Raw genomic sequence first — 25,094 nt, forward strand, 5'->3', positions numbered from 1 at the left:
CGAAACCGGTGCAAGATACGCGATCACGTTCCGGGGAGGACAGCATGCAGAAGCTACAGTCACAGGGCGTACACCACATCACCATCGTTGGCGCCGATCGCCGCACCTCGATCGATTTCTGGGAAGGCGTGCTCGGCATGCCCTTTATCTTCGAGCAGCCCAACCTCGACCGCGCCAGCGAAAGCCATCTCTACTTCGATCCCGGCGATGGGCGCCTGATCACGATCTTCACCGACGAAACCCGCAAGCCCGAGCCGTCGCGAACGCCCACCGACATCGGTTGCGTGCACCACATCGCGTTTTCGGTGTCCCGCGTCACCTTCCTGCAGGCCGTAAGCCGGCTGGACGAGCGCGGCATTACGCATTCCGGCGTGAAGGATCGCGGCTTCATGGATTCGATCTATTTCAAGGACCCGCTGGGCCTTCTGATCGAGCTCGCCTCGTATCGCTTCGATCCTCCGCACGGGTTCACCCACGCGGACGTCCTGATGGAAGCGCATCATCTGCGTGTCGCGCGCGGCGATTATGCAATCGCCGAAACTCACCTCGCGGACGCCATCGAGTTGATCATCAAACGCTCACGTCCTTCTCTTTCGGAGGATCGCGTAGCGAAGAACCCTTACTGACGGGGCTCCCCTGTTTCTGGACGTTGAATGCCAGGGTACAAGAAAATTTCGGTTCCACGGCCGCGAGATCGGGTCGTGTTGGAACATTGTTAAATCTTCGTCGTTACAGCTCCAATGTGAGAGAGGCTGTCATGACGCGCCCGATTTGGATTCTGAAGCTTGCCGCCGCCGCCGTGATCCCGGTGGCGCTGGGTATGGGGGGCGCTGTCTCCGCACCGTCGTTCCTCGTCGAGGGCAACGATGTTTCGAGCGCCTTGATGGATGACGACTACACACCCGGCGAGTTCGGCGTGGATTACGCTGCCGTGACCGGGCCGATGGGTCCGTCCAATGCGAAAGCGCCTGAACAGGCAAAGCCGGGCGACAAGATCGACGTGAATGACGCCAAGGCCCCCTGCGAAGACGCGACCTGGCCGTACATTCCGGCAGGCTGCCTCGACGGCGTCGAAGCCAGCCCGTCGCGCAACATTATCCGGTCGAACTGATCCGGCTCCATCCGTAGCCACAAGCGATCCGCCGAAAGCGGATCGCTTTTTTCGTGACCCTACAGCAGGCCGCGCTTTTCCATCATGGCATCCGGCGACGGCATCTTGCCCCGGAAAGTCGTGTAGAGCTCCTCCGGATCGCGTGATCCGCCGGCCGCGTAGATGTGCCTGCGCAGCCTTTCTGCGGTGGCCGCGTCGAACGCATCGCCGGTCTCCTCGAAGGCGGAGAACGCATCCGCGTCGAGCACCTCCGACCACATGTAGGAATAGTATCCCGCCGAATAGCCCTCGCCCGAAAAGACATGCAGGAAATGCGGCGTGCGATGGCGCATGGCGATCTCGGCCGGCATCGAGAGCGAAGCCAGCGTCTCCGCCTCGAACGCGGCCGGATCGGCCGGCGCTTCGGCTTGCGAATGATACGCCATGTCCACGAGCGCCGACGCGGTGAACTCGACGGTGGCAAAGCCTGCATTGAAGGTGCGGGCTGCAAGCATCTTGTCGAGCAGCGCCTTCGGCATCGGCTCGCCCGTCTTGAAATGCACCGCGTGCTTTTCCAGGATTTCAGGCACCGTCAGCCAGTGCTCGTAAAGCTGCGACGGCAACTCCACGAAATCGCGCGACACGGATGTGCCCGACACCGAAGGCCATGTGACGTCCGTCAGCATGCCATGCAGCGCATGGCCGAACTCGTGGAACAGCGTGCGCGCATCGTCCATCGAGAGCAGCGCGGGCTGTCCCTTCGGCGGCTTCGCGAAGTTCATGACGTTGTAGATGATCGGTGACGCCCCATCGCCGAGCTTGTGGCCGCTTTCGAGCGAACTCATCCAGGCGCCCGAGCGCTTCGAGGGCCGGTTGAAATAGTCGGCCAGGAAGGTCGCACGGTGCGAGCCATCGGCATTCTTGACGTCGAACACGCGCACATCGGGGTGCCATGCGCCGATGCCGGCCTTCTCCTCGATGATCAGACCGAAGAGGCGCGAGGCGACGTCGAAACAAGCCTCGATGATCCGGTCGAGTTGCAGATACGGCTTCAGCTCCGCTTCATCGAACGCGTACTTTTCAGCGCGCAGCTTCTCCTGCCAGTAACGCCAGTCCGACGCGGCGATCGCATCGTTGCTGCCAGCCGCGGCCGCGATCCGCTGGAGTTCGGCGCGGTCCGCCGCAGCCTTGCCACGCGCGCGATCCCACACAGGCTCCAGAAGCTGCATGACGGCTTCCGGCGTCTTGGCCATCGTGTCGTCGAGCTTGAGCGCCGCATAGTTGGCATAGCCGAGCAGCTTCGCCTTTTCCGCGCGCAGCGCCAGCGTCTCCGTCACGATCGCGGCATTGTCGGTCTCGCCGCCATTCTCGCCGCGCTTGGTGAAGGCTTTGAAAGCCTGCTCACGCAGATCGCCGCGGGCGGAAAAGGTCAGGAACGGCTCGATGATCGAGCGTGACAAGGTGACTGCGAAGCGGCCCTTCTGGCCGCGTCCTTCGGCGGCTTCCGCCATCGCGTCGCGCAGAAAGTCCGGCAGGCCGGCAAGCTCGTCCCCGTCATCGAGGAACAGTGCCCACTCCGCCTCGTCGGCCAGCACGTTCTGCCCGAATTGTGCACCCAGAGAGGCCAGCCGCTCGCCGATCGCGGCCAGACGCGTCTTGCCCGCCGGATCGAGCCTCGCGCCCGACTTGACGAAACCCTTCCAGCTTTTTTCGAGAACACGCCTGGTCTCGGCATCGAGGCCCAGCGTGTCGCGCGCGCTGTAAAGCGCGTCGATGCGCGAAAACAGCGTCGCATTCATGTAGATCGCGGAAAAGTGACGCGACATCTTCGGTGCGATGGCGCGTTCCAACGCCTGAATGTCTGGGTTCGTGTGGGCGCCCGACCGGCACCAGAAGATCGCCGAGACACGGCCGAGCGCATCGCCCGCAAGCTCAAGGGCTGCAAGCGTATTCTCGATCGTCGGCGCTTCGGGATTGTCGGCAATCGCCGCGATCTCCGCATCGTGCGCGGCGAGCGCCATATCGAAGACCGGCGCGAACTGATCGTCCGACAGCGCGTTGAAATCCGGCAGGCCGAGCGGCCCGGTCCAGTGCGTCAACGGATGGGTGGCGAGATCGATCGCGCTATCGCTCATGGGGGGAACCTCTGGAAAATCACCGGGATGGCAGTGCTGATGCCTCGTGATTTAGGAGCATGGCGCGCCGTGTGCAACCGCCCCGCCCCTTGACGCAGTGCACCATGAACCATAGGTATCGCATATAATAAGGCTTACTTATCAATGCCCCGCAGAATCGACCCCGACACGATCGGGTTTCTCATCTCCGATGTCGCGCGCCTGCTGCGTGCCGAATTCGACCGCCGCACCAGCGACGCCGGATTGGGCCTGTCGCCGGGCGAAGCGCGCGCGCTGTCTCACGTCGCCCGCGCGGGCTCCGTGCGCCAGTCCGTGCTGGCCGAACGCATGGGCGTCGAGGCCATGACGCTGTCGACCTATGTCGACAAGCTCGAGGCGCGCGGCCTCGTCGAGCGCACGCCAGACCCGTCCGACCGCCGCGCCAAGCTCGTCGGCATCACCGACGCCGCCGAACCTGTCCTTGAGGACATCATCAGGATCAGTGCCGCGCTCCGGTCCGACATGTCGGGCGGCCTGGCACCGGAAAAGGTCGACGAACTGCGCGAGATGCTCAAGCAGATCCGCGCCAACCTCGTCGAGATGAAGCCCGAATGCTCCAGGAAGAGCAGCGCGGCATGAACGTGCAATCCATCAAGCCCGCCACTGCCGAACCGGTGATGAGCGAGCGCAGGGTCAGCCTGATCGGCGCTCTGCTGGTCGCTGTGGGACCCATCTCGATGGCACTCTTCACGCCGGCCATGCCCGAGATCGTCGACGCGTTCGGCACCACGGAAGCGGCGGTGAAGATGACGCTGTCGATGTATTTCGCCGGCTTCGCCTTCGCCCAGCTCGTCTGCGGCCCGCTGTCGGACGGTTTCGGCCGCAAGCCGATCACGGTCGCCTTCATGGGCATCTATCTGGTCGCATCGGCGATCGCGCTCATCTCGCCCACGATCGAGGTGTTGATCGCCGCGCGGTTCCTTCAGGGCGTGGGCGCTGCGGTCGGCGTCGCGATTTCGCGTGCGATCGTGCGCGACCTCTTCACCAACGAACGCTCCGCGCGGATCATGAACCTGATCGGCCTGATTCTCGGCATCGGGCCTGCCTTCGCTCCGACGCTGGGCGGCATCACCATGCAGCTCTTCGGCTGGCATGCGATCTTCCTTCTGATGCTCGTATTCGGGCTCATCATCATCGCGGTGACGCAGATCTCGATGGTCGAGACGGTCAAGCGCGATCTGTCGCGCATCCGTCCCGCCGCGCTGGTGAAATCCTACGGATCGCTCCTGCGCGACGGCTATTTCATGACGTCGAGCCTCGTCCTGGCCGGTGCGGTCGGCGCGCTTTACACACAGGCGACCGTGTTGCCCTTCATCATGATGGACCGTATCGGGCTGACGCCGACGCAGTTCGGTGTCGGCATGCTGATGCAGTCGGGCATGTTCTTCGCGGGCTCGCTGGTGGTCCGGCAGATCATGGGCCGTTTCGGCGCGTACCGCATCGTTCCCGTGGGGCTGGTCTTCATCTTCATCGGCAGCGCCGCCATGGCGGTCGGCCTGCGGATCTTCGACCCGACATTCCTCTCGGTCATGGGGCCGGTCGCGTTCTATTCGTTCGGCATCGCCTTCATCATGCCCGCGATGTCGACGGCGTCGCTCGCCCCCTTTCCGCATATTGCGGGCGCGGCGGCCTCGATGGGCGGCTTCCTTCAGATGGGTGGCGGACTTGCCGGTGGTGCGGCCGCGGCCGCCTTCGGCGATCCGGTCCTCGCGCTCGCGACGATCATTCCCGCCATGGGCATGCTGGCGGTCGTCTCATGGCTGGTTTGGCGGACGCTCCCCGAACCCGCTTTCGCCAGCGCGGTGCTGGCGCGAGAACCGCAAGTCCCGCCCGTTCCGCCCGCGGAATAAAGGATCGAACCGCGATCCCGCCTAGCCGAGTTCGGGCCGTTCGAAGTCGCCCGTCTGCGGGTCCATCGCCCACAATTCACCGGTCGAGATGTCGAACCAGGCGCCGTGCAGGGACAGGCGTCCCTTGCCCTCGAGTATCGACACGCACGGAAAGCTGCGCAGGTTCGCCAGCGAATAGCGGATCGATATCCGCTCCAGCGCGGTCTGGCGTTCTCCGGCCGTCATCATCGTGCTGCTGGTGACGGTTTCGGCCGCGGGCGCGACCAGCCCCATCCACTTGCCGATGAAATCGCCGGGCGACAATGGCTTGGCGTCCGGATCGAGAGCCGCGCGGATGCCGCCGCAGCGGCCGTGACCCAACACCACGATATGCTTGACCTTGAGGCTCTGCACGGCGAATTCGAGTGCGGCTGACGTCGAATGGTGCTTGTCGTCGGGTTCGTAGGGCGGCACCAGATTGGCGACGTTACGCACCACGAACAATTCACCCGGCCCGCAATCGAAAATGATCTCCGGCGCCGCGCGCGAATCGCAGCAGGCGATGACCAGTGTTTCGGGCGTCTGGCCTTCGCGCGCCAGTTCACGATAGCGGTCCCGCTCGGTGGCATATCTGCCGTCCATGAAATTGCGGTAACCGGTGAGCAGTCTCTCGGGCAGATGGGTCATGGCACTGCCAGTAACGCCAAAGTGCGGCCCGCGCAATCCGGTCAATCAGGTCCAGATCGCGACCGGAATTCCGTACGCGTCGGCCAAAGGCGGATCGGGAAAGGGCACCGTTTCTCCACGCGCGTGGCGCTCCGCCACCAGAAGCATCGCGCACGCGTCGAGATAGTCGTCCGACGCGGCCCCGCGCGGCGGCGCAGCCTCCAGAAACGCCCGCGACAGGCCGTGCCGCGACAGCAGCCCGCGCCGCTCCTCCATGCCGGGCGCGTTCACACCTCCCTTCACCTTCTTGGGCAGCGACATGGCTTCGGAATCGTTCAGCCGCCAGAAAGCAGCCTCCGGATGCGATTCGATCACCCGCATCCGCAATTCCGGCCGGGCGATCATCAACGCATCGATCTCTCTGATTTTCGAGAAGATGCCAAAAGCCTGGATCGACACGCCGCGCGGCGGGTCTGATGTCTCGCGTGCCACGGCGCTCGCGCGGCGGTGTGCTGCGTACCAGTCCTCGACACCTGAAAACGGACCTGGCTCGGCATGAACCGCGCGACGCGACGGTATCGAGAACACGCTCGACTGCCGCTGGCCGAGATGCCGCCGCACCAGTGCCTCCGGCCCCCTGCCGCCTGCTCCCGCGCGATCCGGCAAGCCGATCGGCATGTCGACCGCAACGATCGCGGTATCCGGCAACGCGTCCAGCAATGCGGCGAAATCGGCGACGACCCGCACCTCGGGGGCCTCACCTGGCGCCCGCCGAACGACCACCCAGCCGGCCTTGCAGCCATCGACGCCAGCGCAGACATGGCTGCTCATGCCCGCCTTTCGCCGTCGGGATGCATCAGGCGGCGCATCTGAACCATCGCCATGGGGTGAGAAAAACTCTGCGCGTCGGTTTCCAGCATCAGTTCGTCGGAGCCGCGTTTGGTCGCGCGCGCGATGATCTCGAACACCGCCGCCGTCGCCATCTGCAGCGCCTTCTCGGGCTTCATCCCGCTCATGAGGCGGGCGAGCAGCAGCGCGGCCGTCAGGTCGCCGGTTCCGTTGGGCGGGTTCGCCATCAGCCGATGCTCCGCCAGAACGACCTCGCGCGGCGTAACGAGCAGATTGCCGATGGACCCGGACATCATGGCATGCGCGGACGTCACCAGCGTCGTCGCGGGCCCCATCCTCAGCGCAGCCAGCGCGGCGGCCTTGTTATCGGCAAGCGCGGTGCCGACCAGCCATTCCAGCTCGAAACGGTTCGGCGTCGCGATGTCGGCGAGCGGCAGGAGCGTGTCGCGCATCGCGAACGCCGTTGCCTCCGGCACGTAGAGCCCGCCGGCATCGCCCATCACCGGATCGCAGAGGTAGAGCGCTTGCGGATTGCGTGTCTTCACCGCCCTCACCAGCGCCGCGACGGCCTGCGCCTGACCGGCATCACCGAGATAGCCCGACAGCACGGCACCCACCTCGCCGAGCCAGGGTGAGCCTGCGAGATCCTGCATCAGGGAAGAAAATTGTTCCGCCTCCGGAACGATCCTTGTGGCGCGCCCGTGTCCCGGATGCCACGGCAGGATGACCGTCGGCACGGCCCAGACGGGATGGCCAAGCGATTCGAGCGCGAACACCGCTGCCCGGTTGCCCACGGAACCGCGCGCCACATGGCTGGAGATGACAATGACCGCGTTCGGGCGGTTCGCGTCCTGTTCGGCGCTCACGGGTCAGCCGCCCCGCATGAGGAAAGCGATGAGCCACCAGACGAGATAGATTAGCAGGGCCACGCCGAGCCACCGCCCGATGCGCGTGCCCCAGACCTCGACCCAGTCGTTTTCGTCGGCGTCGCGCGCGTTCATATGATTCTGCACGCGCTTGGCCATCGAAGGCTCCGTCTCCGCGCCGACCCGTCCGATGATGCGGCGGGATTCGCGTTCTTTCTCGTCGTCCTGGCTCATTGTGCGCCTCTTGAAACCCATCGCGACCCTAGACGCTCAGCCTCCGCCCACACAAGCGGCGTGCGGGCGCGCATCCGCATTTTCATCTGCGGGAATTGCGGATAAGTTCACGCAGCCAACCTACGGGGATCATACCATGTCCACACGGACTTTCGGCAGCTTCATGCCGCGCCGCTTCTTATCCGCCGCTATCCTTATTGCCATGCTTCCGCTGCTCGCCGGATGTGGCTTCAACACGATCCCGACGAACGAGGAGAGTGCCAAGGCCGCGTGGAGCGAGGTGCTGAACCAATATCAGCGCCGCGCCGATCTGATCCCGAACCTCGTCGAGACGGTGAAGGGGTTTGCCGCGCAGGAGCGCGAGGTGCTGGAAGCCGTGGTCGCAGCCCGCGCCCGCGCGACGCAGGTTCAGGTAACGCCTGAACTGCTGGAGAACCCGGAAGCCTTCAAGGCATTCCAGGACAGCCAGTCCGGCCTGACGGGTGCGCTGTCGCGCCTGCTCGCCGTGGTCGAGAACTATCCTGACCTGAAGTCGAACCAGAACTTCCTCGCGTTGCAGGCGCAGCTCGAAGGCACCGAAAACCGCATCGCGGTCGCCCGTCGCGACTACATCGAGGCCGTCCGCGTCTACAACACCTCGCTGCGGACCTTCCCCTCCATGATCTGGGCGTCGCTCTGGTTCACCGACAACGAACCCTTCCAGAACTTCACCGTCGCGGAAGACAAGATGGACGTCCCGAACGTGAACTTCGGAAACGGCGGCTAGGCGGCGAACCCCAGCCATCATGACCCTGATCGCAGGTCTACGCTTCGGACGGTTTGCGTCGCCGCTGGCGGCGATGCTCATGCTGTCGCTCGCCATCTGGTGCGCGCCGGCATTCGCCCAGACGTTCCCCCCGCTGACCGGACGCGTGGTCGACACCGCAGGCATGATCGACGATCAGGCCGAGCGCGATCTCGTGGCCAAGCTGGCCGCTTTCGAGCAACGGTCGTCCGACCAGATCGTCGTCGCCACGATCCCGAGCCTCGACGGCGAGGCGCTGGAACCCTATGCGAACCAACTGTTCCGCACATGGCAATTGGGACAGGCGGGCGAAGACAACGGCATCCTGCTGCTCGTCGCCCGAGACGACCGCAAGATGCGCATCGAAGTTGGCTACGGGCTCGAAGGCACGCTCACCGATCTCCATTCCCGGCTGATCATCGAAAACACGATGGTTCCGGCCTTTCGCGCGGGAGACTTCACCCGCGGCATCGTCTCCGCAGTCGACGACATCATCCTGGTTCTGGAAGGCAACGCGGCCGAACTCGAAGCGCGCTCCAAGCGCAATCAGCCATCCGATCCCGGCGTCGACTGGTTCGGTTTCGTCTTCATTTCGATGTGGGTGGCCATCTTCGTCAACTCGTTCGGCTTCGCGCTCCTGGCGCGCATCTACGGCCGCAAGATCGGACCCGGCCGCTATCGCTGGCTCGGCATGGACATCACCTATGGCGGGTCGGGCTCGTCCGGCAGGGGCAGGTCCGGCTGGTCGTCAGGCGGTCGCGGATCGTCAGGCGGCGGCTTTTCGGGCGGTGGTGGCTCGTCAGGCGGCGGCGGATCGTCGGGAAGCTGGTAGGAACACGCATGACCCGTACCCTCTCCAACGATGAACGCGAAGCTTTGTCCGGCCGCATCCGGGAGGCCGAAAGCCGCACCAGCGGCGAGATCTACTGCGTCGTGGCACGGTCGAGCGACAGCTATTTCTATCCGGCCGCCTTCATCCTCACGATCGGCATCGTGCTTGCCGGCATTCCGGTCGCGCTCTGGCTGGACCGAACCTGGCTTGCCCTGCCCCATCTGATGGTGGTGCTGTCGCAGGTGGCGGCACTTGCCACGGCGCTGCTGGTCCTGTCGGTGGCGCCGGGCCTGCGCATCCTGCTCGTCCCGCGCCGGCTTCGCTACCGTCGGGCGCACGACAACGCTGTCCGGCAGTTTCTTGCGCACAACGTCCATGTGACGACACAGCGAACCGGCGTCCTGATCTTCGTGTCGCTTGCCGAGCGCTACGCCGAAATCGTGGCCGACGCCGGCATCGACGACAAGGTGTCGCAGGCGGAGTGGGACGGCATCGTAGGCCACATCATCGAACACGCCGCCTCCGAGCGTCTTGCCGACGGCCTGGGCGAAGCGATCGACCGCGCCGGCGCGCTGTTGTCCGCGCATTTCCCGGGCGGACTCGACAATCCGAACGAGCTCGAGGACCACGTCGTCGAGATCTGACGCACGTTGAAGTTTCTGCCTGTACGGAATGCCGGAACACGCACGCGGACTCTTGCCGATCCTGCCGACTGCGGTTTATGATTAACAAATCATGAATACGATAAGCATCGACATCAGGAGAGCAGAGCCGCGAGACGCGGACGCGATCGCTGACGTGCATCATGAAGCATGGCAGGGCGCCTATGCGGGGATCATCCCCTACAAGGCCCTGACGTCGATGATTCACCGCCGCGGGACATCCTGGTGGTCGAACGCGATCAAGCGCGCCGCGAGCGTTCTCGTGGTCGAGATCGGCGGCGAAGTTGTCGGCTATGCCACGCTGGGGCGCAACCGCGCCCGCGAATTGCCCCAGGAAGGCGAGATCTACGAGCTTTACCTCCGCCCCGAATATCAGGGCGTCGGCCTCGGGTCCCGACTGTTCAAGGCCGCGCGCGACAAGCTTGCTTCGCACGGGCTCTCGGGCCTCGTCGTCTGGGCGCTCGAGGAAAACACCAACGCACTCGGCTTCTATGAGGGAGCCGGCGGCCGCGACGTCGCCGAAGGCGTCGAGGTCTTTGACCAGAAGGCGCTGCGCAAGGTCGCCTTCGTCTGGGATTGACGTCTTTCCAGCCTGAGCAGCATCGATCCCGCGCCATCGCCTGAACCGATTCCACCGGCCTCGGATTGCATTGTTGTGCGGCGCGGTATATTCGGCTGCGCCGGGAGGCCCCCGCGAAATACAGGAACGGATTCATGCGCATCGACGCCATCTCCATCGGCAACAACCCGCCAGAGGACGTCAACGTCATCATCGAGGTTCCGGTCGGCGGACAGCCGATCAAGTACGAGATGGACAAGGAAGCAGGCATGCTGGTCGTCGACCGCTTCCTGTACACGCCGATGACCTATCCCGGAAATTACGGCTTCGTCCCGCACACGCTGTCCGACGATGGCGATCCGATCGACGTTCTGGTGTGCAACACCCGCCAGCTCATCCCCGGCTGCCTGATCAATGTGCGCCCCATCGGCGTGCTTGTGATGGAAGACAATGCCGGCATGGACGAGAAGATCATCGCCGTGCCCTCGCCGCACCTGACGCGCCGCTACGAGAACGTGCACGAATATTCCGATCTGCCGGAAATCACGCTCAAGCAGATCGAGCATTTCTTCGAGCACTACAAGGATCTGGAGCCCGGCAAGTGGGTGAAGATCGGCGACTGGCGCAATGCCGAAGCCGCCCGGTCCATGATCGTCGAGGCGATCGAACGCGCCAAGCGCTGAGATACATCTCCGGCCGGCGTCGAACCGCACCCGGCCGGAATCTCCATGATTCTATTGCGCAAGCGCGTCCAAACGCTGGACGATCTCGCCTGCATCGCCCGCGGCGAACACCGTCTTCAGGCGCGATGTTCCGCCACTGCGGATCGTCACGGTTGAGGACGGCCGGCCCAGCACACCCGCGAGAAGCCGGACGAGCGCGTCATTGGCCTTGCCCTTTTCCGGAACGGCACGCACCCGCGCCTTCAGATAGCTGCGCCCATCCGATCCCGTGTCTACGCCATCCACCGCGTCACGCGCGGATTTCGGCGTCAGCCTGACGGCGATTTCGACACCGCCCTCGCAAAGCCGGTAGACGGTGCCCGTCGTCACAGGATCGCGGGCGCGACCGTCGTCAGAAGGAACTGGCGGATGAAGAAGATCAGCAGGAGCAGGATGATCGGCGAGATGTCGATGCCGCCGAGATCGGGCAGGATGCGACGGATCGGCCGCAGCGCGGGCTCTGTCAGCCGGAACAGCATGTTTCCGATCGTGCCGACGAACTGGTTGCTCGAATTGATGACGTTGAAGGCATAGAGCCACGAGAAGACCGCCGACAGGATGATGATCCACCAATAGATATCGAGCGCGAGCACGATGGTCTGGATAAGAGCAATCATTGTGGTCTCCCCTTCAAAGCCTCGCGACATGTAGCCATTGAAGCCTTCTGCGGCAAGGCCCAACGGAACATCCGGCGTGCACGGTAAAGTGTCCGTGACCAGCGCGCCGGGCGTATGAGGTCTCCCAACGGGAGCACGCGAACTGCCGCTTGACAGAAACGCGGCGCGGTTCATTAATGCCGGCCATCCGCTGGAACGGGGCTGTAGCTCAGCTGGGAGAGCGCGTCGTTCGCAATGACGAGGTCAGGAGTTCGATCCTCCTCAGCTCCACCAGCGGATTTCTCGGGAAACGACCGGCTTCGCATCGTGCGGCGCACGCGCGAAAGAGACCGTGAGAAACATCGCTGGCACTCGTCTTTCGCGACGCTGTGCCTTGCCGCAGGCGGGGTTTCGGACACATACTCCCGGCAATGGCATTCCCGATGACATCCGTGCTCGCCGTGCGGGCAATTCCCAAACCGGTCGGCGCGGCCGCGCCGATGGCGCGATCATCCGCCTCGCCCCGCCTGGCGCCGCCGTCCGGTGCAGCCTAGCTCATGCCGGACAGACCATCGCCTCTCCTGCCGCTGAAGACGAACAACGCCTACCGGGCCTTCTGGCTGGGCTTCGCGCTGTCCAGCTTCGGAACCATGATCCAGAGCGTCGGCGCGGCATGGCTGATGACGTCGATCGCCGGGACACCCGGCTGGATTTCGCTCGTGCAGGCCTCCGTGACCTTGCCGGTGATGCTGTTTTCGGTCGCGGCCGGCGTCTTGGCGGACGTGTTCGACCGCAAGGCGATCATGCTGTCGGCGCAGCTCTTCATGTTCGCCGTCTCCATAGCGCTGGCGATCACCACATGGCTCGGCCTGATCACGCCGTCCCTGCTCCTGGCATTCACCTTCCTGCTCGGCTGCGGCACGGCGCTCAACAATCCCGCATGGCAGGCCTCGATCGGCGATCTCGTCCCGCGCGACCAGGTGGCGAGCGCAGTGTCGCTCAATTCGATCGCCTTCAATGTCTCGCGCAGCGTCGGGCCGGCGATCGGCGGCTTCATCGTCGCCACGGCGGGCGTGGTCGCGGCCTTCGCGCTCAATGCGTTGAGCTACGTCGCGCTCCTCGCCGCCCTTCTGCACTACCGCCCCGAAAAGCCTGCCGACACCTTGCCGCGCGAGCATCTCGCGTCGGCGATGACCACCGGCCTGCGCTACGTCTTCATGTCGCCGCGCATCGAGGTCGTCCTGCTGCGCGCCTTCCATTTCGGCTTTGCCGCCGTGTCGATCCAGGCGCTGCTGCCGCTCGTCGCGCGCGACATGCTGGGCGGCGGCCCGCTCGTCTTCGGCGCGCTTCTGGGCGCATTCGGCATCGGCGCCGTGGGTGGCGGCGTGCTGGGGCATGAACTGCGCGAGCGGCTGTCGAGCGAATGGTTCACCCGGCTGTGCAGCGCGGGCATCGCGGTCGCCATCGTCGTCGTGTCGCTGTCGACCTTCCTGTGGCTCTCGATGATCGCACTGATGCTGGCCGGCGCGTGCTGGCTGCTGTCGCTGTCCTATTTCAACATCTCGGTCCAGCTTTCGACGCCGAGATGGGTGGTCGGTCGCGCGCTTGCCGCCTACCAGACCGCCGCATTCGGCGGCATGGCGATGGGAGCGGCGTTGTGGGGCTACACGGCCGACGAGCTGGGCCTGTCGATGGCGCTCCAGATTTCGGCCGTCGTCATGCTGGTTGGAACCGCCAGCGGCCTGTTTCTCGCAATGCCCGACCTGGCGCGCGAGAACCTCGATCCGATCAACCGCTGGAATGCGCCCAAGATCGCACTCGACCTGCGCGAGCGCAGCGGTCCGATCGTCGTGCAGGTGGAATACGAGATCCGCGAAAACGACCTGACCGCGTTTCTCGAGGCGATGCGCGCCCGGCGGCAGGTTCGGCGGCGCAACGGCGCCATCCAGTGGACGCTGATGCGCGATCTCGAGCGGCCGGACTATTGGATCGAGACGTTCCACATCGCCAACTGGACGGAATATGTCCGCCACCACACCCGCACGACCTTTGCCGATGCGGAGGTCACGGAGCGGATCCGCAAGCTTCATGCCGGCGAGGAAGCACCCGTCGTGCGCCGCATGATCGTCCGGCCGCCCAAGCAGGCCGACGCTCCAAAACCGCTTCCCGACCAGAGCACCATAGGCTGACGACAGGATCGCATGACGACCGACACTCCACAGAACACCGACATCGTCGTGGTCGGAGCAGGCATCGCCGGCGCGTCGGTGGCAGCGGAACTTGCTGCGACGCATCGCGTGGTCATGCTCGAAATGGAAGCCCAGCCGGGTTACCACACGACCGGCCGCTCGGCGGCGCTGTTTTCGCTCACATACGGCCCACCGGTGATCCGCGCACTGTCGCGGGCGTCCGCGCCGTTCCTGCACGAACCGCAGCCCAGCTTTTCCGCCACTCCGCTCCTGAAGCAGCGCGACGTCCTGACCGTCGGTCGGGCGGACCAGCGCGCGTCGATCGATGCCGCGTTCGACGAACTTGCCGGGCGCGGCGGGATGCGCAGGATTTCGTCGCAGGAGGCGCGCGAACGCATGCCGCTGTTGCGGTCGCAGAGCGTGGACAGCGTCCTGCTCGACCCGGACGCGGCAGACATCGACGTCCACGCCCTGCATCACGGCTATCTGCGCCGATTCAAGGCTTCTGGCGGGAAGATCGAGACGGCAAGCGAAGTGACGGCCATCGAGCGCGACGGCGCCGCGTGGCTGGTCGTGACCCGGAAGGCGACGTTTCGCGCGCCCATCCTCATCAATGCGTCAGGCGCTTGGGCCGACGGGATCGCCGCGCTGGCGGGCGTTTCACGCATCGGGCTGACGCCCAAACAGCGGACCGCGCTGATGATCGCAGCGCCGGACGGCAATGCCCCCGACCACTGGCCGATGGTGGTCGACGCGGACGAGGACTTCTACCTCAAGCCTGATGCGGGGCGTTTCCTGATCTCTCCCGCCGACGAGACGCCCTCGCCTCCATGCGACGCGCAGCCCGACGAGATGGATGTCGCCATATGCGTCGAGCGCATCGAGACCGCATTCGACATCGCGGTCACACGCATCGAGAACAAATGGGCGGGATTGCGAAGCTTCGTCGCCGACAAGACACCGGTCGTGGGTTTCGATAGCAGCGCCGGCGGCTTCTTCTGGCTCGCGGGTCAGGGCGGTTACGGCATCCAGACCGCACCCGCCATGGCGCGCACGGCAGCAGCGTTGGCGATCGGTGCCGAGATCCCCGCCGACATTGCGGATCAGGGCGTGACCGCGGCTGGCCTTTCCCCCACGCGCCTTACGACGAAACCCGCCTGAGGCTCACCGCCGGCGGAAATTGCGCTCGGGCAGCGAGTCCGGATCGGGCGGCAAGGTTCTCCCGCCGTTCAGGCTGAGCTGCATGAAGGCGGTGTCCAGCCATTTGCCATGCTTGTAGCCCGTCCCTTCCAGAATGCCGGACGGCTGGAAGCCGAGCTTTGCGTGGAGTTTGACAGACGCGCTTTGCGGGTGGCCGTCGCCGATGACGGCGATCATCTGGCGGAAGCCGAGCGCCTCGACCTCCTGGATCAGCCTGCGCATCAGTGCCAGACCGATGCCCCGGCCTTTCGCCTGCGGTGATACATAGACCGAGTTTTCGACGATGAAGCGATAGGCAGGCCTCGGCCGGAATGCGCCCGCATAGGCGTAACCGAGAACGCTCCCCTCCATGTCCGCGACGATGTAGGGATAGCCGCCGTCGCTCAGCGTGCGAAACCGTACCTCCATCTCGGCGCGCGAGGGCGGTTCCAGTTCGTAGCTGGCGGTGCCGCTCAAGACCGCGTCTGCATAAATCTCCGTGATCGCGTCCAGATCGCCGGACGTCGCTGGGCGGATGGCCGGTTCGTTCATGTCCCCTCACAGGCAGCTTTTGTGCTTTGCAGCACGATACCGGCGGCGGCACAAAAGCAAAGGGGCGACCCGAAGGCCGCCCCGTATTTTTGCTTGGTCCAGACGCTGCTATTCGCGGTTGCCCAGGAACTGCAGCAGGAACATGAACATGTTGATGAAGTCGAGGTAGAGACGCAGCGCGCCCATGATGGCCTTGCGGCCAGCGACGAGCGTGCCGTCGCCCTCGTAGTACATTTCCTTGATCTGCTGCGTGTCGTAGGCGGTGAGGCCGGCGAACACGAGCACGCCGATCGCCGAAATGGCGAACTGCAGCGCGGACGAGCCGATGAACATGTTGACGATCATGGCGAGGAGAAGACCCCAGACGCCCATGATCAGGAACGAGCCCATGCCGGACAGGTCACGCTTGGTCGTGTAGCCGAAGAGCGACAGCGCCAGGAAGCCGGTCGCGGTGATGAAGAAGGTCTGCACGATCGATCCGCTGGTATACACCAGGAAGATCGACGACAGCGAGATACCCATCAGGGCGGCAAACGCCCAGAAGGTGGTCTGCGCGGCAGACAGGCTCATCTTCTCGACGCGGTACGAGAGGAAGAAAACCATGGCGAGAGGCGCGAGCATGACGACCCAGCGGAGCGGCGACGTGTACAGCAGAACGCCAAAATTCGTCAGCGAAGTGCCGTTCGGCAGCGTTGCCACGGCCGCGGACGGGTTGGTCGCGAACCACACCGTACCGAGCGCGGCAACGCCCGTGACGGCAAGGCCGAGCGCCATGATGTTGTAAACCTTGATCATATAGGCGCGGAGGCCCTGATCGATTGCTGCATCGGCGCGCGTACCGGCGGTCGCCATGCGGCCCTGATAGTTGCGAAGGGGTTCAGCCATAAGTTCCTCTACTGCTTCTGTCCCGTCGGGTGTCGGGCATACACCCAGGCGCCGCTGGCGGGACTCCAGCATGCCTGACAGTGAATATGATCATTCTTCGTGGCAAGGACAAGACCTGTTGCGACCTGCAACGGCGCGTGAACGCGGCAAATCGTCCAATTTGGGCAATTTTTGTCCCTGATGGTTACGACTAAAGCGGTTCCGAATGAGATAAAATCGCTTTTGCGCGAAACACCCCCTCCACCACTTCGTGGTTCCCCTCCCCCGCTTCGCAGGGGAGGATCCGGCGTCGCGGACGGCCGCAACCTGGATCCTCCTCCGTTTACGGGGGAGGGGAACCACGAAGTGGTGGAGGGGGTGTTTTCGCGAAAACCTGAAACGGTCTAGAGGTTGCGCAGCACCGGCGCCGCCTTGTGTCCGAGCACCCGCCATGTGCCGATCAGGCCGAATCCGACCGTCAGGACCAGCGCGATCACCACCGTCGAAACCGCCACTTCCGGCAGGAAGACCGACGGCAGCGACATGATCCGCGAGATCACGAACCACGCCGCCACGCCGCCCGCAAGCAGCGCGAAGGTGGCGGTCGCCAGTCCGATGATCGTGTACTCGAGCGAAAAGGCACGGATCAACGTGCCGCGCGTCGCCCCGAGCGTCTTGAGCACCACGGCATCGTGGACACGCGCCCGGTTGCCGGCGGCCAGTGCGCCCGACAGCACCAGCACGGAGGCGATGAGCGCGACGGCAGCCGCCGCACGGATCGCGACCGCGAGCTGGGAGACGATGTCGTTGACGATCTCCAGCGCGTCCTTCACCCGCACGCTGGTGACGGCCGGGAACGCCCGCGTCACGGCATTGAGGATGCGCGCTTCCTCGGCCGTCGTGGAACCGGGATCGGACAGCGTCGCCAGCCAGGAATGCGGCGCGCCTGCGAAGGTGTTGGGCGAGAAGACCATCACGAAGTTGATGCCCATCGATTCCCACTCGACCTGCCGGAAATTCGCGATTCGCGCCGTCACGTTGCGGCCAAGCACGTTGACCGTGATCGTGTCGCCCAGCTTGAGGCCGATCTCGCCGCCTTCTTCGGCGGCGAAGGACACGAGCGGTTCGCCGTCATAGTCGGCCGGCCACCACTCGCCCTGCGTCAGCGTGGAGTTTTCCGGCGCGTTCTGCGCGTAGGTGATGCCGCGATCGCCGCGCAGAACCCACGCGCCTTCCGGCGGCACCTGGATATCGCGAATGTCGACGTCGTTGAGCGCCATCACGCGCCCGCGCAGCATCGGCACGCGAATGAGCTTGCCGTCCGGCGCTTCGGTCGCGAGCAGTTCCGAGAACGCATCGACCTCGCCGCTCTGGATATCGACGAAGAAGAAATTCGGCGCCTGTTCGGGCAGGTTGCCGGCGATCTGGCGACGCAGATTGCCGTCGATCAGCGCCAGCGTGACGAGCAGCGTCAGGCCGAGGCCGAGCGACAGGACGACCGAGGGCGTCAGCGCGCCCGGTCGATGGATGTTGCCGATCGCGAGCCGCAGCGCGGTCGAGCGCACGCGCGGCGCACGGCGCGCCAGCCACTGGACGCCGTAGCCCACCGCGCGCAGCACCAGAAATGCGAAGATCGCGGCCCCGACGAAGATGATGGCGATGCGCCGGTCGGTCGATGTCCAGATCGCAAGGCCGGCGAGCGCGACCGCGATGCCGAACGCGCCGGCCACGTAGACAAGGCGCGGCCAGCCGCGCGCGTCGAAGCCGAGTTCGCGAAACAGCGCGGTCGCCGGCACGTCGCGGGCGCGGCCGAGCGGCAGGAGCGCGAAGGCCAGCGTGACCAGCAGCCCGAACAGTGCTGCCATGCCCAGCGCGCCGGGATAGATGCCGCCGGCGGTCGGAACGGGTAGGACCGAGGAGAGCATCGCGGTCGCCGCAGGCGGCATCAGCGCGCCGAGCACGAGGCCCGCGACGATGCCGACCGAGGCGATCGCAAGGATCTGAATCAGGTAGACCGTGAAGACGAAGCGGCCCGAGGCCCCCAGGCTCTTGAACGTCGCGATCACGCCGCGCTTGCTGTCGAGATAGGCCCGCACCGCGTTTGCGACGCCGACGCCGCCGACGACGAGCGCGGTCAGGCCGACCAGCGTCAGGAATTGCGAGAACCGCTCGACATTGGCGGACAGCGACGGTGCGGCGTTGTTGCGGCTGCGGATGCTCCAGCCGGCCTCGGGAAACTCTTCCGCCGCCCGGTCGCGAATCTGCGTCAGCGCGGCCTCATTCGACCCATCGGCGAGTTTCACCTTGTAGGAATATTCGACGAGGCTGCCGGGCTGCACGAGACCCGAGGCGCGCAATCCGTCCAGCGACACGAGCAGGCGTGGCGCGAGGCCGAAACCGTCCGAGATCGCATCCGGCTCGGAGACGACACGGGCGCGCAACTGGAAGTCGGCGTCGCCCAGACGGATCGTGTCACCGATCTCGACACCGAGGCGCGAAAAGAGGATGTCGGCCGCCGCCGCACCCTGCACGCCGTTCTCGACCGCGAAGATCTGGTCCAGCGGCAGGTTCGGCTCGGCGGTGAATTCGCCATAGAGCGGGTAGGCGCCATCGACCGCCTTGACCTCGACCAGCGTCTGGTCCGAGCCGTCGCCAAGGCGCGCCATCGAGCGCATGCCCGCGCCCTCGGCGATATCGCCAAGCCCGGACAGGAACGCGGCTTCGCGCGCGTCTGCCTCGCGATGCGTGAATTGGAAGCGCATATCGCCGCCAAGCAGCACCTGTCCCTGCGCCTCGACACCGCTGGTGATCGCGCGCGCCACGGAATTAACGCCGCCGATCGCCGCGACGCCCAGCGCGATGCAGGTGATGAAGATCAGGAACCCCGCCAGCCCGCCACGCATCTCGCGCAAGGCAAATCGAAGAGCGAGGCGGAAGGTGTCGGCGGTCGTCATCGGGCTACGCTCGCGGTGCGGGATGACACGGTGTCTGTGGCGAAGAACCCCCACCCTCTATCCCTCCCCACAAGGGGAAGGGAGGGCACCAGCGTCGCGAGCGATTTACCTTGCGCGGCGCTCGGAACTTTGTGACCGCGTGGGCGTCCCCCTCCCCCTTGTGGGGAGGGATAGAGGGTGAGGGTCCGACCGAGAAAGCTCGGGTCCGCAATCACGCGCGCACCGCCTGCAATTGCGGCGCAGTCTCGATCCGGCCCGACCGCATCGCGATCTGGCGCGAGCAGCGCGCCGCGAGGCTGGGATCGTGGGTGACCAGCACCAGCGTCATGCCGCGCTCGGCGGCCTTGTTGAAGAGCAAATCCGCGATCTGCTTGCCGGTCGCCTGGTCGAGATTGCCTGTCGGTTCGTCGGCAATGAGAATCTTCGGGTCCGGCGCGAGCGCCCGCGCGATCGCGACGCGCTGCTGCTCGCCGCCCGACAATTCGCCCGGATAGTGCGTCATGCGCTCCGAGAGACCCACAGCAGCAAGCTCGCGCTCGGCGATCTCGAACGCATCGCGCTTTCCCGCCAGTTCCAGCGGCACCGCCACATTTTCCAGCGCCGTCATGTTGGGGATCAGGTGGAACGACTGGAAGACGATGCCGACATTGCGGCCGCGAAAGGCGGCGATCTGGTCTTCGGTCCGGCCGGTGATCGCTTCGCCCGCGATGTGCACGTCGCCCGAATCCACGCGCTCCAGCCCGGCGAGCACCATCAGCAGCGTCGACTTGCCGGAGCCCGACGGACCGACGATGCCGGTCGCCTCGCCCGGCATGACCTCGAGGCTGACGCCCTTGAGCACGTGAACCGACGAAGCCCCCTCTCCGAGCGTCAGGGATACGTCCTTCATCTGGATGACGGCTTCTGTCACGAGGCTATGTTCCTATATGGATGGAAGAGTTCGGGCGAACAGCAACGAATATGGGTTGGAAAACATGGCTTTCAAACGATTGATCACGCTTTTGCTGGGCGCGGGAATGGGTCTTCTCGTCGCGGTGGCGTCGGCAAGCGCCGAGCCGTACCGAATCGTCGGCTTCGGCGACAGTCTGATGGCCGGATACCAGCTTGGAGCGGGCGAATCGTTCCCCGAAAAGCTCGAAGCGGCGCTCAAGGCCAAGGGTCACGATGTCGTGATTGCCAATGCCGGCGTCTCCGGCGACACCACGAGCGGCGGCCTGTCGCGGCTCGACTGGTCCGTGCCCGATGGCACCGACCTCGTGATCCTCGAACTCGGCGCCAACGACATGCTGCGCGGCGTGTCGCCATCGGTGACCGAAAAGAACCTCGTGACCATGATCGAAAGCCTGCAGGCGCGCGATATCGGCATCCTGCTCGCCGGCATGGTCGCCGCACCCAGCATGGGGCAGGATTACGCCGACGCGTTCAATGCGATTTTCCCGCGCCTCGCACAGACATACGATCTCGATCTCTACCCGTTCTTTCTCGATGGCGTCGCCACGGAGCGCGGGCTGCTGCTCGAGGACGGGATGCACCCGAACGCGGAAGGCGTCGACCGCATGGTCGAGCGCTTCGTGCCCACGATGGAGACGGTTCTGGGGGAAGTCGCCAGCCAGTGAGCCGCCGCCGCTGCGATACGTTCCGTAACGGAATCGCCGCGCTGCACAAAACAACTTGCCCGGGCAGGCAAACGATGATTCGCTGAGGTTGAGTAGTCGATTCGAGGAGGTAGTAATGCCGCGACTTTTCACCGCCCTCGAGATTCCGCGTGACGCCGCTCTCTCGCTTTCGCTGCTGCGGGGCGGCCTCCCCGGGGCGCGCTGGATCGACACCGAGAACTACCACCTCACCTTGCGCTTCTTCGGCGATGTCGAGGGCCATGTCGCCGACGAGATCGCCAATGCGCTCGATCGTGTCCGCAGGCCGTCCTTCAGCCTGACGCTGTCGGGCGTCAGCGCTTTCGGCTCGAAGAAGCCGCACTCGGTCTATGCTGCCGCATCCGGCTCTCCCGATCTGTTTGCGCTCCAGGCGGAAATCGAGCGCATCTGCCAGCGCCTCGGCTTGCCCGCCGATCCGCGCAAATTCGTGCCGCATGTCACGATCGCGCGGCTGCGCAATTCGAGCCCGCTGGATGTCGCGGGCTACCTCTCGGCGCGCGGCAACTTTTCCACCATTCCGTTCAAGGTCGGGCGTTTCGTCCTGATGTCGTCGCGCGATTCGGTCGGCGGCGGCCCTTACGTGGTCGAGGAAGCCTGGCCCCTGATGGGTGCCGAAACCGCCAACAGAGGGGTCGCGGCGGCTGCCTACGACGCCTTCCGGATCATGCGGTAGGGGCGTCTTGGCCAGGGAAAAGCGCGATGGCTGGACGCGCGAAGACGTCAAGCTGGCCGCCAGGATGAACGCGTTTGCCGCGAAGGGCTGACATGCCATCGCCCCGCATCGGATCGGTCTTGCAATCCGCCTTGCCGCCGCCCATCTCATTGCCATGAAGAACCGTACGATCGACACAGCAAAAATCGGTGAAATCCTGGCCCCGGTCGATGGCGCCGAAAACGATCGGCGCGAGCACCGGGTGCGCGAGGGCTTCTGGCGCACGACGAAGCGTGCCGCGCGGCACATTCCGTTCATGGACGAGGTGGTCGCCTCCTACTTCGCGGCAATCGATCCGAAAACGCCGCTGCGCGTGCGCGGGACGCTTTTGGCGGCGCTCGCCTATTTCGTCATGCCCGTCGATATCATCCCGGACTTCATTTTCGGACTTGGCTTCACGGATGATCTCGCGGTGTTGACCGCGGCGATCACGGCGATCCAGGGCCACATCAAGCCGGCCCATCGCAAGGCCGCGCGCGCGGCCCTGTCCGAAAAGTAGACGCGCCCGCTACGGTTTTCGAAACCGCCCTCTCGTTTCAGTCAAACTCTCGCCTTTTTTGCCCTCTTCAACGGCGTGGAAGGGACGATGCCGTCGTCTTCCCCGGGCGCGCAACAGCCCAGGCTGGGTGACGGGGGGTGGCAAAGCGGCGGGCGTGAATTGTATCGGTTCACCCTTTGGTAACCCTGATTAAATTAAGGTGAAGCGAATGGCACCTGAATTGGGACCAGTTCGATCACCCGTACACGACCACGGACAGGGATAACGCTATCAAAATGCGCGGAACCATTTCGACCGTCACCTGCCTCGCAATGCTCGCGTTCGCCTCGCCTGCGCTCGCGCAGTCGGCGACCAAGATCGGCCAGCATAATGCATGGGGCACCTACTCATACGCGGCCAACAACGGCAAAGTCTGCTATGTGCTGACCGTGCCCACCGACAAGCAGCCGCCCAGCCTCAATCACGGCGACATCTTCTTCTTCGTCAGCCAGAAGCCGGGTCAGGCCTCGTCCTACGAGCCCCAGTTCATCGCATCCTACGATTTCCAGACGAATTCCAAGGTGCAGGTGAGCGTGGGCGACCGCTCGTTCTCGATGTTCACCCGTGGCAAGTCCGCGTGGATGGAGAACGCAGCCGACGAGCCACAACTGCTTGCGGCCATGCGCGCCGGCGCGGACATGCGCATTCAGGCGAAGTCCGGCCGCGGCAACGACACCAGCTACGTGTTCTCGCTTCGCGGCATCACCGCGGCGCTGAACTCGATCCAGACCTGCCAGTAAGGTCTTTCGCGCACCAACTGCGCAACAATCGCAAAGAGGCCGGGTTCAGTCCGGCCTTTTTGCAATTCAGCCACATGCGTCAGACCGTGACGCGGCGTCCAAGGTCTGCTATGTGCCTGCAAAACTGGCGCGCGGCGATGACCGCACCTATCTTTCCCGACCATGACCCTATCGATCGATTTCAGTATCCCCGAAACGCGCGCCGCTCTTGGCGCCCGCGCCCGTGCGCCCGAAAAGCTGTCCCTCATCGGCATGAGCCGCGACGAGATGGCCGACGCGCTGGGCGTAGCGGGCGTGCCCGAGCGCCAGCGCCGCATGCGCGTCCAGCAGCTCTGGCACTGGCTCTATGTGCGCGGCGTGTCCGACTTCTCGCAGATGTTCAACGTCTCGAAGGATTTGCGAGCGGCACTCGATCAACATTTCACGATCGCACGGCCGGAAATCGTCGAGGAGCAGATTTCCAATGACGGCACCCGCAAGTGGCTGTTCCGCTTCCCGCCGCGCGGCGCGGGCCGGCCCGTCGAGATCGAAACCGTCTACATTCCCGAGGAGGGGCGCGGCACGCTCTGCATCTCGAGCCAGGTCGGCTGCACGCTGACCTGCTCGTTCTGCCACACCGGCACGCAGAAGCTCGTCCGCAACCTGACTGCCGAGGAAATCCTCACCCAGTTGATGACGGCCCGCGACCGGCTCGGCGATTTTCCCGATCGCGACACGCCCGACGGCGCGATCGTTCCCGCCGAAGGCCGCAGGATCACCAACATCGTCATGATGGGCATGGGTGAGCCGCTCTACAATTTCGAAGAGGTCAAGAAGGCCCTGCTGATCGCCTCCGACGGCGACGGGCTTTCGCTGTCCAAGCGCCGCATAACGCTGTCCACTTCGGGCGTCGTGCCGGAAATCTTCCGCACCGGCGACGAGATCGGCGTGATGCTGGCGATCTCGCTCCATGCCGTGCGCGACGATCTGCGCGACATGCTGGTGCCGATCAACAAGAAATATCCGCTGAAAGAGTTGATCGACGCCTGCCGCAACTATCCCGGCCTGTCCAACGCCCGGCGCATCACCTTCGAATATGTGATGCTCAAGGACGTCAACGATTCGATCGCCGACGCCAAGGACCTCGTCCGGCTGCTCAAGGGCGTGCCGGCCAAGATCAACCTGATCCCGTTCAATCCGTGGCCGGGGACGAACTACCAGTGCTCCGACTGGGAAACGATCGAGAAGTTCGCCGACTACATCAACCAGGCTGGCTACGCGTCACCGATCCGCACCCCGCGCGGGCGCGACATCCTGGCCGCCTGCGGCCAGCTCAAGTCGGATTCCGAGCGCATGCGCAAGACCGACCGCCTGGCGCTCGAGGCGATGATGATCGCAGGACACGGCGAGGCGTGAGCCGCCTCTTCGTCTATCTCGGACGGCTTTCCGCTATCGTTCTTGGATACATCTGCGCGTCACTCGCCGCGAGCGCTTTCCTGCACGTGCTGATTCTGGGCGGGCAAAGCTGGAGCGCCGAAGAAACGCCCTATGTGCTCGCCGGCTCCGCGTTTGTATCCGTGCCGTTCGTCGCGCTCTTCGTGTCCTATTTCGCCTTCATGCCGACGATCCCGGTGCTGATCGTCGCCGAATATCTCGGCCGTCGTGACTGGCTCTTCTTCACGCTCGCCGGTGGCGTGATCAGCCTTGCGATGCTGTTTCTCTATCGCTTTGGCGTGGAGACGAACAATGGTCTCGATATCCCCACGCTCGCAGCCGGGCTCGGAGCGACAGGCATGGTGGGCGGCATCGTCTACTGGCTGGTCGCCGGGCGGACGTCAGGCATGTGGCTGGAAGAAGCCTCGCGTTGAA

Annotated in this window: 28 protein-coding genes and 1 tRNA gene; 18 read left to right on the forward strand and 11 right to left on the reverse strand. The window is 64.8% G+C overall.

The features are described 5' to 3' along the window. Positions 1-44 precede the first annotated feature (44 nt). Positions 45-626 (forward strand): VOC family protein, encoded by a 582-nt coding sequence (locus AAFN55_RS20970; protein WP_347800914.1) that lies wholly within the window; start codon positions 45-47, stop codon positions 624-626. Between the two features lie 131 nt (positions 627-757). Next, complete coding sequence (locus AAFN55_RS20975) at positions 758-1,111, forward strand: hypothetical protein (protein WP_347800915.1); 354 nt, start codon at positions 758-760, stop codon at positions 1,109-1,111. Between the two features lie 59 nt (positions 1,112-1,170). Here the strand turns inward: AAFN55_RS20975 and AAFN55_RS20980 are convergent, their stop codons facing one another. After that, complete coding sequence (locus AAFN55_RS20980) at positions 1,171-3,225, reverse strand: M3 family metallopeptidase (protein ID WP_347800916.1); 2,055 nt, start codon at positions 3,223-3,225, stop codon at positions 1,171-1,173. 144 nt (positions 3,226-3,369) lie between these two features. On the opposite strand from AAFN55_RS20980, the gene AAFN55_RS20985 reads away from it, so the two are divergent. Together AAFN55_RS20985 and AAFN55_RS20990 are read left to right on the forward strand one after the other, a co-directional pair. Next, positions 3,370-3,843 (forward strand): MarR family transcriptional regulator, encoded by a 474-nt coding sequence (locus AAFN55_RS20985; RefSeq protein WP_347800917.1) that lies wholly within the window; start codon positions 3,370-3,372, stop codon positions 3,841-3,843. Continuing rightward, complete coding sequence (locus tag AAFN55_RS20990) at positions 3,816-5,114, forward strand: multidrug effflux MFS transporter (RefSeq protein WP_347800918.1); 1,299 nt, start codon at positions 3,816-3,818, stop codon at positions 5,112-5,114. Before AAFN55_RS20985 ends, AAFN55_RS20990 begins: the two co-directional genes overlap by 28 nt. A gap of 21 nt (positions 5,115-5,135) precedes the next feature. On the opposite strand, the gene AAFN55_RS20995 is transcribed toward AAFN55_RS20990, so the two are convergent. The 4 genes from AAFN55_RS20995 to AAFN55_RS21010 are packed head-to-tail and all read right to left on the reverse strand — an operon-like array spanning position 5,136 to position 7,708. Next, positions 5,136-5,780, reverse strand: a complete 645-nt coding sequence (locus AAFN55_RS20995; protein WP_347800919.1) for a carbonic anhydrase — start codon at positions 5,778-5,780, stop codon at positions 5,136-5,138. A 45-nt stretch (positions 5,781-5,825) separates the two neighbouring features. Continuing rightward, entirely contained in the window at positions 5,826-6,590 is a 765-nt protein-coding gene (locus AAFN55_RS21000; protein WP_347800920.1) for a DUF429 domain-containing protein, read from the reverse strand. Continuing rightward, the gene (gene pdxY, locus AAFN55_RS21005) at positions 6,587-7,474 is read right to left on the reverse strand and encodes a pyridoxal kinase PdxY (RefSeq protein ID WP_347800921.1); all 888 of its coding nucleotides are present in this window, start codon (positions 7,472-7,474) and stop codon (positions 6,587-6,589) included. The genes AAFN55_RS21000 and pdxY overlap by 4 nt, the downstream gene beginning before the upstream one ends. A gap of 3 nt (positions 7,475-7,477) precedes the next feature. Next, positions 7,478-7,708 carry a hypothetical protein gene (locus tag AAFN55_RS21010; protein WP_347800922.1) on the reverse strand — a complete coding sequence of 77 codons (231 nt, stop codon included), beginning with the start codon at positions 7,706-7,708 and terminating at the stop codon, positions 7,478-7,480. A gap of 163 nt (positions 7,709-7,871) precedes the next feature. On the opposite strand from AAFN55_RS21010, the gene AAFN55_RS21015 reads away from it, so the two are divergent. From AAFN55_RS21015 to ppa, 5 genes are all read left to right on the forward strand, one after another. Further along, a complete protein-coding gene (locus AAFN55_RS21015) occupies positions 7,872-8,474 on the forward strand; it encodes a LemA family protein (protein WP_347801063.1) in 603 nt (200 codons plus the stop codon). Between the two features lie 73 nt (positions 8,475-8,547). Further along, a complete protein-coding gene (locus AAFN55_RS21020) occupies positions 8,548-9,324 on the forward strand; it encodes a YgcG family protein (protein WP_347801064.1) in 777 nt (258 codons plus the stop codon). Between the two features lie 8 nt (positions 9,325-9,332). After that, positions 9,333-9,968 carry a TPM domain-containing protein gene (locus tag AAFN55_RS21025; protein ID WP_347800923.1) on the forward strand — a complete coding sequence of 212 codons (636 nt, stop codon included), beginning with the start codon at positions 9,333-9,335 and terminating at the stop codon, positions 9,966-9,968. Positions 9,969-10,059: 91 nt separating this feature from the next. Beyond that, complete coding sequence (locus AAFN55_RS21030; RefSeq protein ID WP_347800924.1) at positions 10,060-10,566, forward strand: GNAT family N-acetyltransferase; 507 nt, start codon at positions 10,060-10,062, stop codon at positions 10,564-10,566. Between the two features lie 134 nt (positions 10,567-10,700). Then, the gene (ppa, locus tag AAFN55_RS21035; RefSeq protein ID WP_347800925.1) at positions 10,701-11,228 is read left to right on the forward strand and encodes an inorganic diphosphatase; all 528 of its coding nucleotides are present in this window, start codon (positions 10,701-10,703) and stop codon (positions 11,226-11,228) included. A gap of 51 nt (positions 11,229-11,279) precedes the next feature. On the opposite strand, the gene AAFN55_RS21040 is transcribed toward ppa, so the two are convergent. Together AAFN55_RS21040 and AAFN55_RS21045 are read right to left on the reverse strand one after the other, a co-directional pair. Then, the gene (locus tag AAFN55_RS21040; protein ID WP_347800926.1) at positions 11,280-11,597 is read right to left on the reverse strand and encodes a DUF167 family protein; all 318 of its coding nucleotides are present in this window, start codon (positions 11,595-11,597) and stop codon (positions 11,280-11,282) included. After that, positions 11,594-11,884, reverse strand: coding sequence for a YggT family protein (locus AAFN55_RS21045; protein WP_347800927.1), 291 nt, complete (start codon positions 11,882-11,884; stop codon positions 11,594-11,596). Before AAFN55_RS21045 ends, AAFN55_RS21040 begins: the two co-directional genes overlap by 4 nt. Positions 11,885-12,081: 197 nt before the next feature. Between AAFN55_RS21045 and AAFN55_RS21050 the strand changes: the two genes are divergently transcribed. The 3 genes from AAFN55_RS21050 to AAFN55_RS21060 all read left to right on the forward strand — a co-directional run bounded on the left by AAFN55_RS21050 (position 12,082) and on the right by AAFN55_RS21060 (position 15,213). Next, positions 12,082-12,157: transfer RNA gene (locus tag AAFN55_RS21050), tRNA-Ala, on the forward strand. 263 nt (positions 12,158-12,420) lie between these two features. Further along, complete coding sequence (locus AAFN55_RS21055) at positions 12,421-14,052, forward strand: MFS transporter (RefSeq protein ID WP_347800928.1); 1,632 nt, start codon at positions 12,421-12,423, stop codon at positions 14,050-14,052. Between the two features lie 12 nt (positions 14,053-14,064). Beyond that, entirely contained in the window at positions 14,065-15,213 is a 1,149-nt protein-coding gene (locus tag AAFN55_RS21060; protein WP_347800929.1) for an FAD-dependent oxidoreductase, read from the forward strand. 3 nt (positions 15,214-15,216) lie between these two features. On the opposite strand, the gene AAFN55_RS21065 is transcribed toward AAFN55_RS21060, so the two are convergent. The 4 genes from AAFN55_RS21065 to AAFN55_RS21080 all read right to left on the reverse strand — a co-directional run bounded on the left by AAFN55_RS21065 (position 15,217) and on the right by AAFN55_RS21080 (position 20,511). After that, on the reverse strand, positions 15,217-15,783 hold the full coding sequence (locus AAFN55_RS21065) for an N-acetyltransferase family protein (protein ID WP_347800930.1): 567 nt from the start codon (positions 15,781-15,783) through the stop codon (positions 15,217-15,219). 108 nt (positions 15,784-15,891) lie between these two features. Further along, complete coding sequence (locus AAFN55_RS21070; RefSeq protein WP_347800931.1) at positions 15,892-16,668, reverse strand: Bax inhibitor-1/YccA family protein; 777 nt, start codon at positions 16,666-16,668, stop codon at positions 15,892-15,894. A 383-nt stretch (positions 16,669-17,051) separates the two neighbouring features. After that, positions 17,052-19,601: an ABC transporter permease gene (locus tag AAFN55_RS21075; RefSeq protein ID WP_347800932.1), complete on the reverse strand. Its 2,550-nt coding sequence runs from the start codon at positions 19,599-19,601 to the stop codon at positions 17,052-17,054. A 211-nt stretch (positions 19,602-19,812) separates the two neighbouring features. After that, on the reverse strand, positions 19,813-20,511 hold the full coding sequence (locus AAFN55_RS21080) for an ABC transporter ATP-binding protein (RefSeq protein ID WP_347800933.1): 699 nt from the start codon (positions 20,509-20,511) through the stop codon (positions 19,813-19,815). 64 nt (positions 20,512-20,575) lie between these two features. Between AAFN55_RS21080 and AAFN55_RS21085 the strand changes: the two genes are divergently transcribed. The 6 genes from AAFN55_RS21085 (at position 20,576) to AAFN55_RS21110 (ending at position 25,093) form a co-directional block, all read left to right on the forward strand. Further along, complete coding sequence (locus tag AAFN55_RS21085; RefSeq protein ID WP_347800934.1) at positions 20,576-21,217, forward strand: arylesterase; 642 nt, start codon at positions 20,576-20,578, stop codon at positions 21,215-21,217. 115 nt (positions 21,218-21,332) lie between these two features. Further along, a complete protein-coding gene (gene thpR / locus AAFN55_RS21090; protein ID WP_347800935.1) occupies positions 21,333-21,929 on the forward strand; it encodes an RNA 2',3'-cyclic phosphodiesterase in 597 nt (198 codons plus the stop codon). A 169-nt stretch (positions 21,930-22,098) separates the two neighbouring features. Continuing rightward, positions 22,099-22,467, forward strand: coding sequence for a YkvA family protein (locus AAFN55_RS21095; protein ID WP_347801065.1), 369 nt, complete (start codon positions 22,099-22,101; stop codon positions 22,465-22,467). 275 nt (positions 22,468-22,742) lie between these two features. Continuing rightward, complete coding sequence (locus AAFN55_RS21100) at positions 22,743-23,246, forward strand: invasion associated locus B family protein (RefSeq protein WP_347800936.1); 504 nt, start codon at positions 22,743-22,745, stop codon at positions 23,244-23,246. Positions 23,247-23,408: 162 nt separating this feature from the next. After that, on the forward strand, positions 23,409-24,641 hold the full coding sequence (rlmN, locus tag AAFN55_RS21105) for a 23S rRNA (adenine(2503)-C(2))-methyltransferase RlmN (protein WP_347800937.1): 1,233 nt from the start codon (positions 23,409-23,411) through the stop codon (positions 24,639-24,641). After that, positions 24,638-25,093, forward strand: coding sequence for a hypothetical protein (locus AAFN55_RS21110; RefSeq protein ID WP_347800938.1), 456 nt, complete (start codon positions 24,638-24,640; stop codon positions 25,091-25,093). The genes rlmN and AAFN55_RS21110 overlap by 4 nt, the downstream gene beginning before the upstream one ends. Position 25,094 lies beyond the last annotated feature (1 nt).

It is taken from the genome of Mesorhizobium sp. CAU 1732 (genome assembly GCF_039888675.1).
In the GTDB taxonomy this organism is placed as follows: domain Bacteria; phylum Pseudomonadota; class Alphaproteobacteria; order Rhizobiales; family Rhizobiaceae; genus Aerobium.

What these genes read in the sequence shown, in the direction of transcription:
- AAFN55_RS20970 (WP_347800914.1), top strand. Translation starts at nt 45, where the DNA reads ATGCAGAAGCTACAGTCACAGGGCGTACACCACATCACCATCGTTGGC.
- AAFN55_RS20975 (WP_347800915.1), top strand. Translation starts at nt 758, where the DNA reads ATGACGCGCCCGATTTGGATTCTGAAGCTTGCCGCCGCCGCCGTGATC.
- AAFN55_RS20980 (WP_347800916.1), bottom strand. Translation starts at nt 3,225, where the DNA reads ATGAGCGATAGCGCGATCGATCTCGCCACCCATCCGTTGACGCACTGG.
- AAFN55_RS20985 (WP_347800917.1), top strand. Translation starts at nt 3,370, where the DNA reads ATGCCCCGCAGAATCGACCCCGACACGATCGGGTTTCTCATCTCCGAT.
- AAFN55_RS20990 (WP_347800918.1), top strand. Translation starts at nt 3,816, where the DNA reads ATGCTCCAGGAAGAGCAGCGCGGCATGAACGTGCAATCCATCAAGCCC.
- AAFN55_RS20995 (WP_347800919.1), bottom strand. Translation starts at nt 5,780, where the DNA reads ATGACCCATCTGCCCGAGAGACTGCTCACCGGTTACCGCAATTTCATG.
- AAFN55_RS21000 (WP_347800920.1), bottom strand. Translation starts at nt 6,590, where the DNA reads ATGAGCAGCCATGTCTGCGCTGGCGTCGATGGCTGCAAGGCCGGCTGG.
- AAFN55_RS21010 (WP_347800922.1), bottom strand. Translation starts at nt 7,708, where the DNA reads ATGAGCCAGGACGACGAGAAAGAACGCGAATCCCGCCGCATCATCGGA.
- AAFN55_RS21015 (WP_347801063.1), top strand. Translation starts at nt 7,872, where the DNA reads ATGCCGCGCCGCTTCTTATCCGCCGCTATCCTTATTGCCATGCTTCCG.
- AAFN55_RS21020 (WP_347801064.1), top strand. Translation starts at nt 8,548, where the DNA reads ATGCTCATGCTGTCGCTCGCCATCTGGTGCGCGCCGGCATTCGCCCAG.
- AAFN55_RS21025 (WP_347800923.1), top strand. Translation starts at nt 9,333, where the DNA reads ATGACCCGTACCCTCTCCAACGATGAACGCGAAGCTTTGTCCGGCCGC.
- AAFN55_RS21030 (WP_347800924.1), top strand. Translation starts at nt 10,060, where the DNA reads ATGAATACGATAAGCATCGACATCAGGAGAGCAGAGCCGCGAGACGCG.
- ppa (WP_347800925.1), top strand. Translation starts at nt 10,701, where the DNA reads ATGCGCATCGACGCCATCTCCATCGGCAACAACCCGCCAGAGGACGTC.
- AAFN55_RS21045 (WP_347800927.1), bottom strand. Translation starts at nt 11,884, where the DNA reads ATGATTGCTCTTATCCAGACCATCGTGCTCGCGCTCGATATCTATTGG.
- AAFN55_RS21055 (WP_347800928.1), top strand. Translation starts at nt 12,421, where the DNA reads ATGCCGGACAGACCATCGCCTCTCCTGCCGCTGAAGACGAACAACGCC.
- AAFN55_RS21060 (WP_347800929.1), top strand. Translation starts at nt 14,065, where the DNA reads ATGACGACCGACACTCCACAGAACACCGACATCGTCGTGGTCGGAGCA.
- AAFN55_RS21065 (WP_347800930.1), bottom strand. Translation starts at nt 15,783, where the DNA reads ATGAACGAACCGGCCATCCGCCCAGCGACGTCCGGCGATCTGGACGCG.
- AAFN55_RS21070 (WP_347800931.1), bottom strand. Translation starts at nt 16,668, where the DNA reads ATGGCTGAACCCCTTCGCAACTATCAGGGCCGCATGGCGACCGCCGGT.
- AAFN55_RS21075 (WP_347800932.1), bottom strand. Translation starts at nt 19,601, where the DNA reads ATGACGACCGCCGACACCTTCCGCCTCGCTCTTCGATTTGCCTTGCGC.
- AAFN55_RS21085 (WP_347800934.1), top strand. Translation starts at nt 20,576, where the DNA reads ATGGCTTTCAAACGATTGATCACGCTTTTGCTGGGCGCGGGAATGGGT.
- thpR (WP_347800935.1), top strand. Translation starts at nt 21,333, where the DNA reads ATGCCGCGACTTTTCACCGCCCTCGAGATTCCGCGTGACGCCGCTCTC.
- AAFN55_RS21100 (WP_347800936.1), top strand. Translation starts at nt 22,743, where the DNA reads ATGCGCGGAACCATTTCGACCGTCACCTGCCTCGCAATGCTCGCGTTC.
- rlmN (WP_347800937.1), top strand. Translation starts at nt 23,409, where the DNA reads ATGACCCTATCGATCGATTTCAGTATCCCCGAAACGCGCGCCGCTCTT.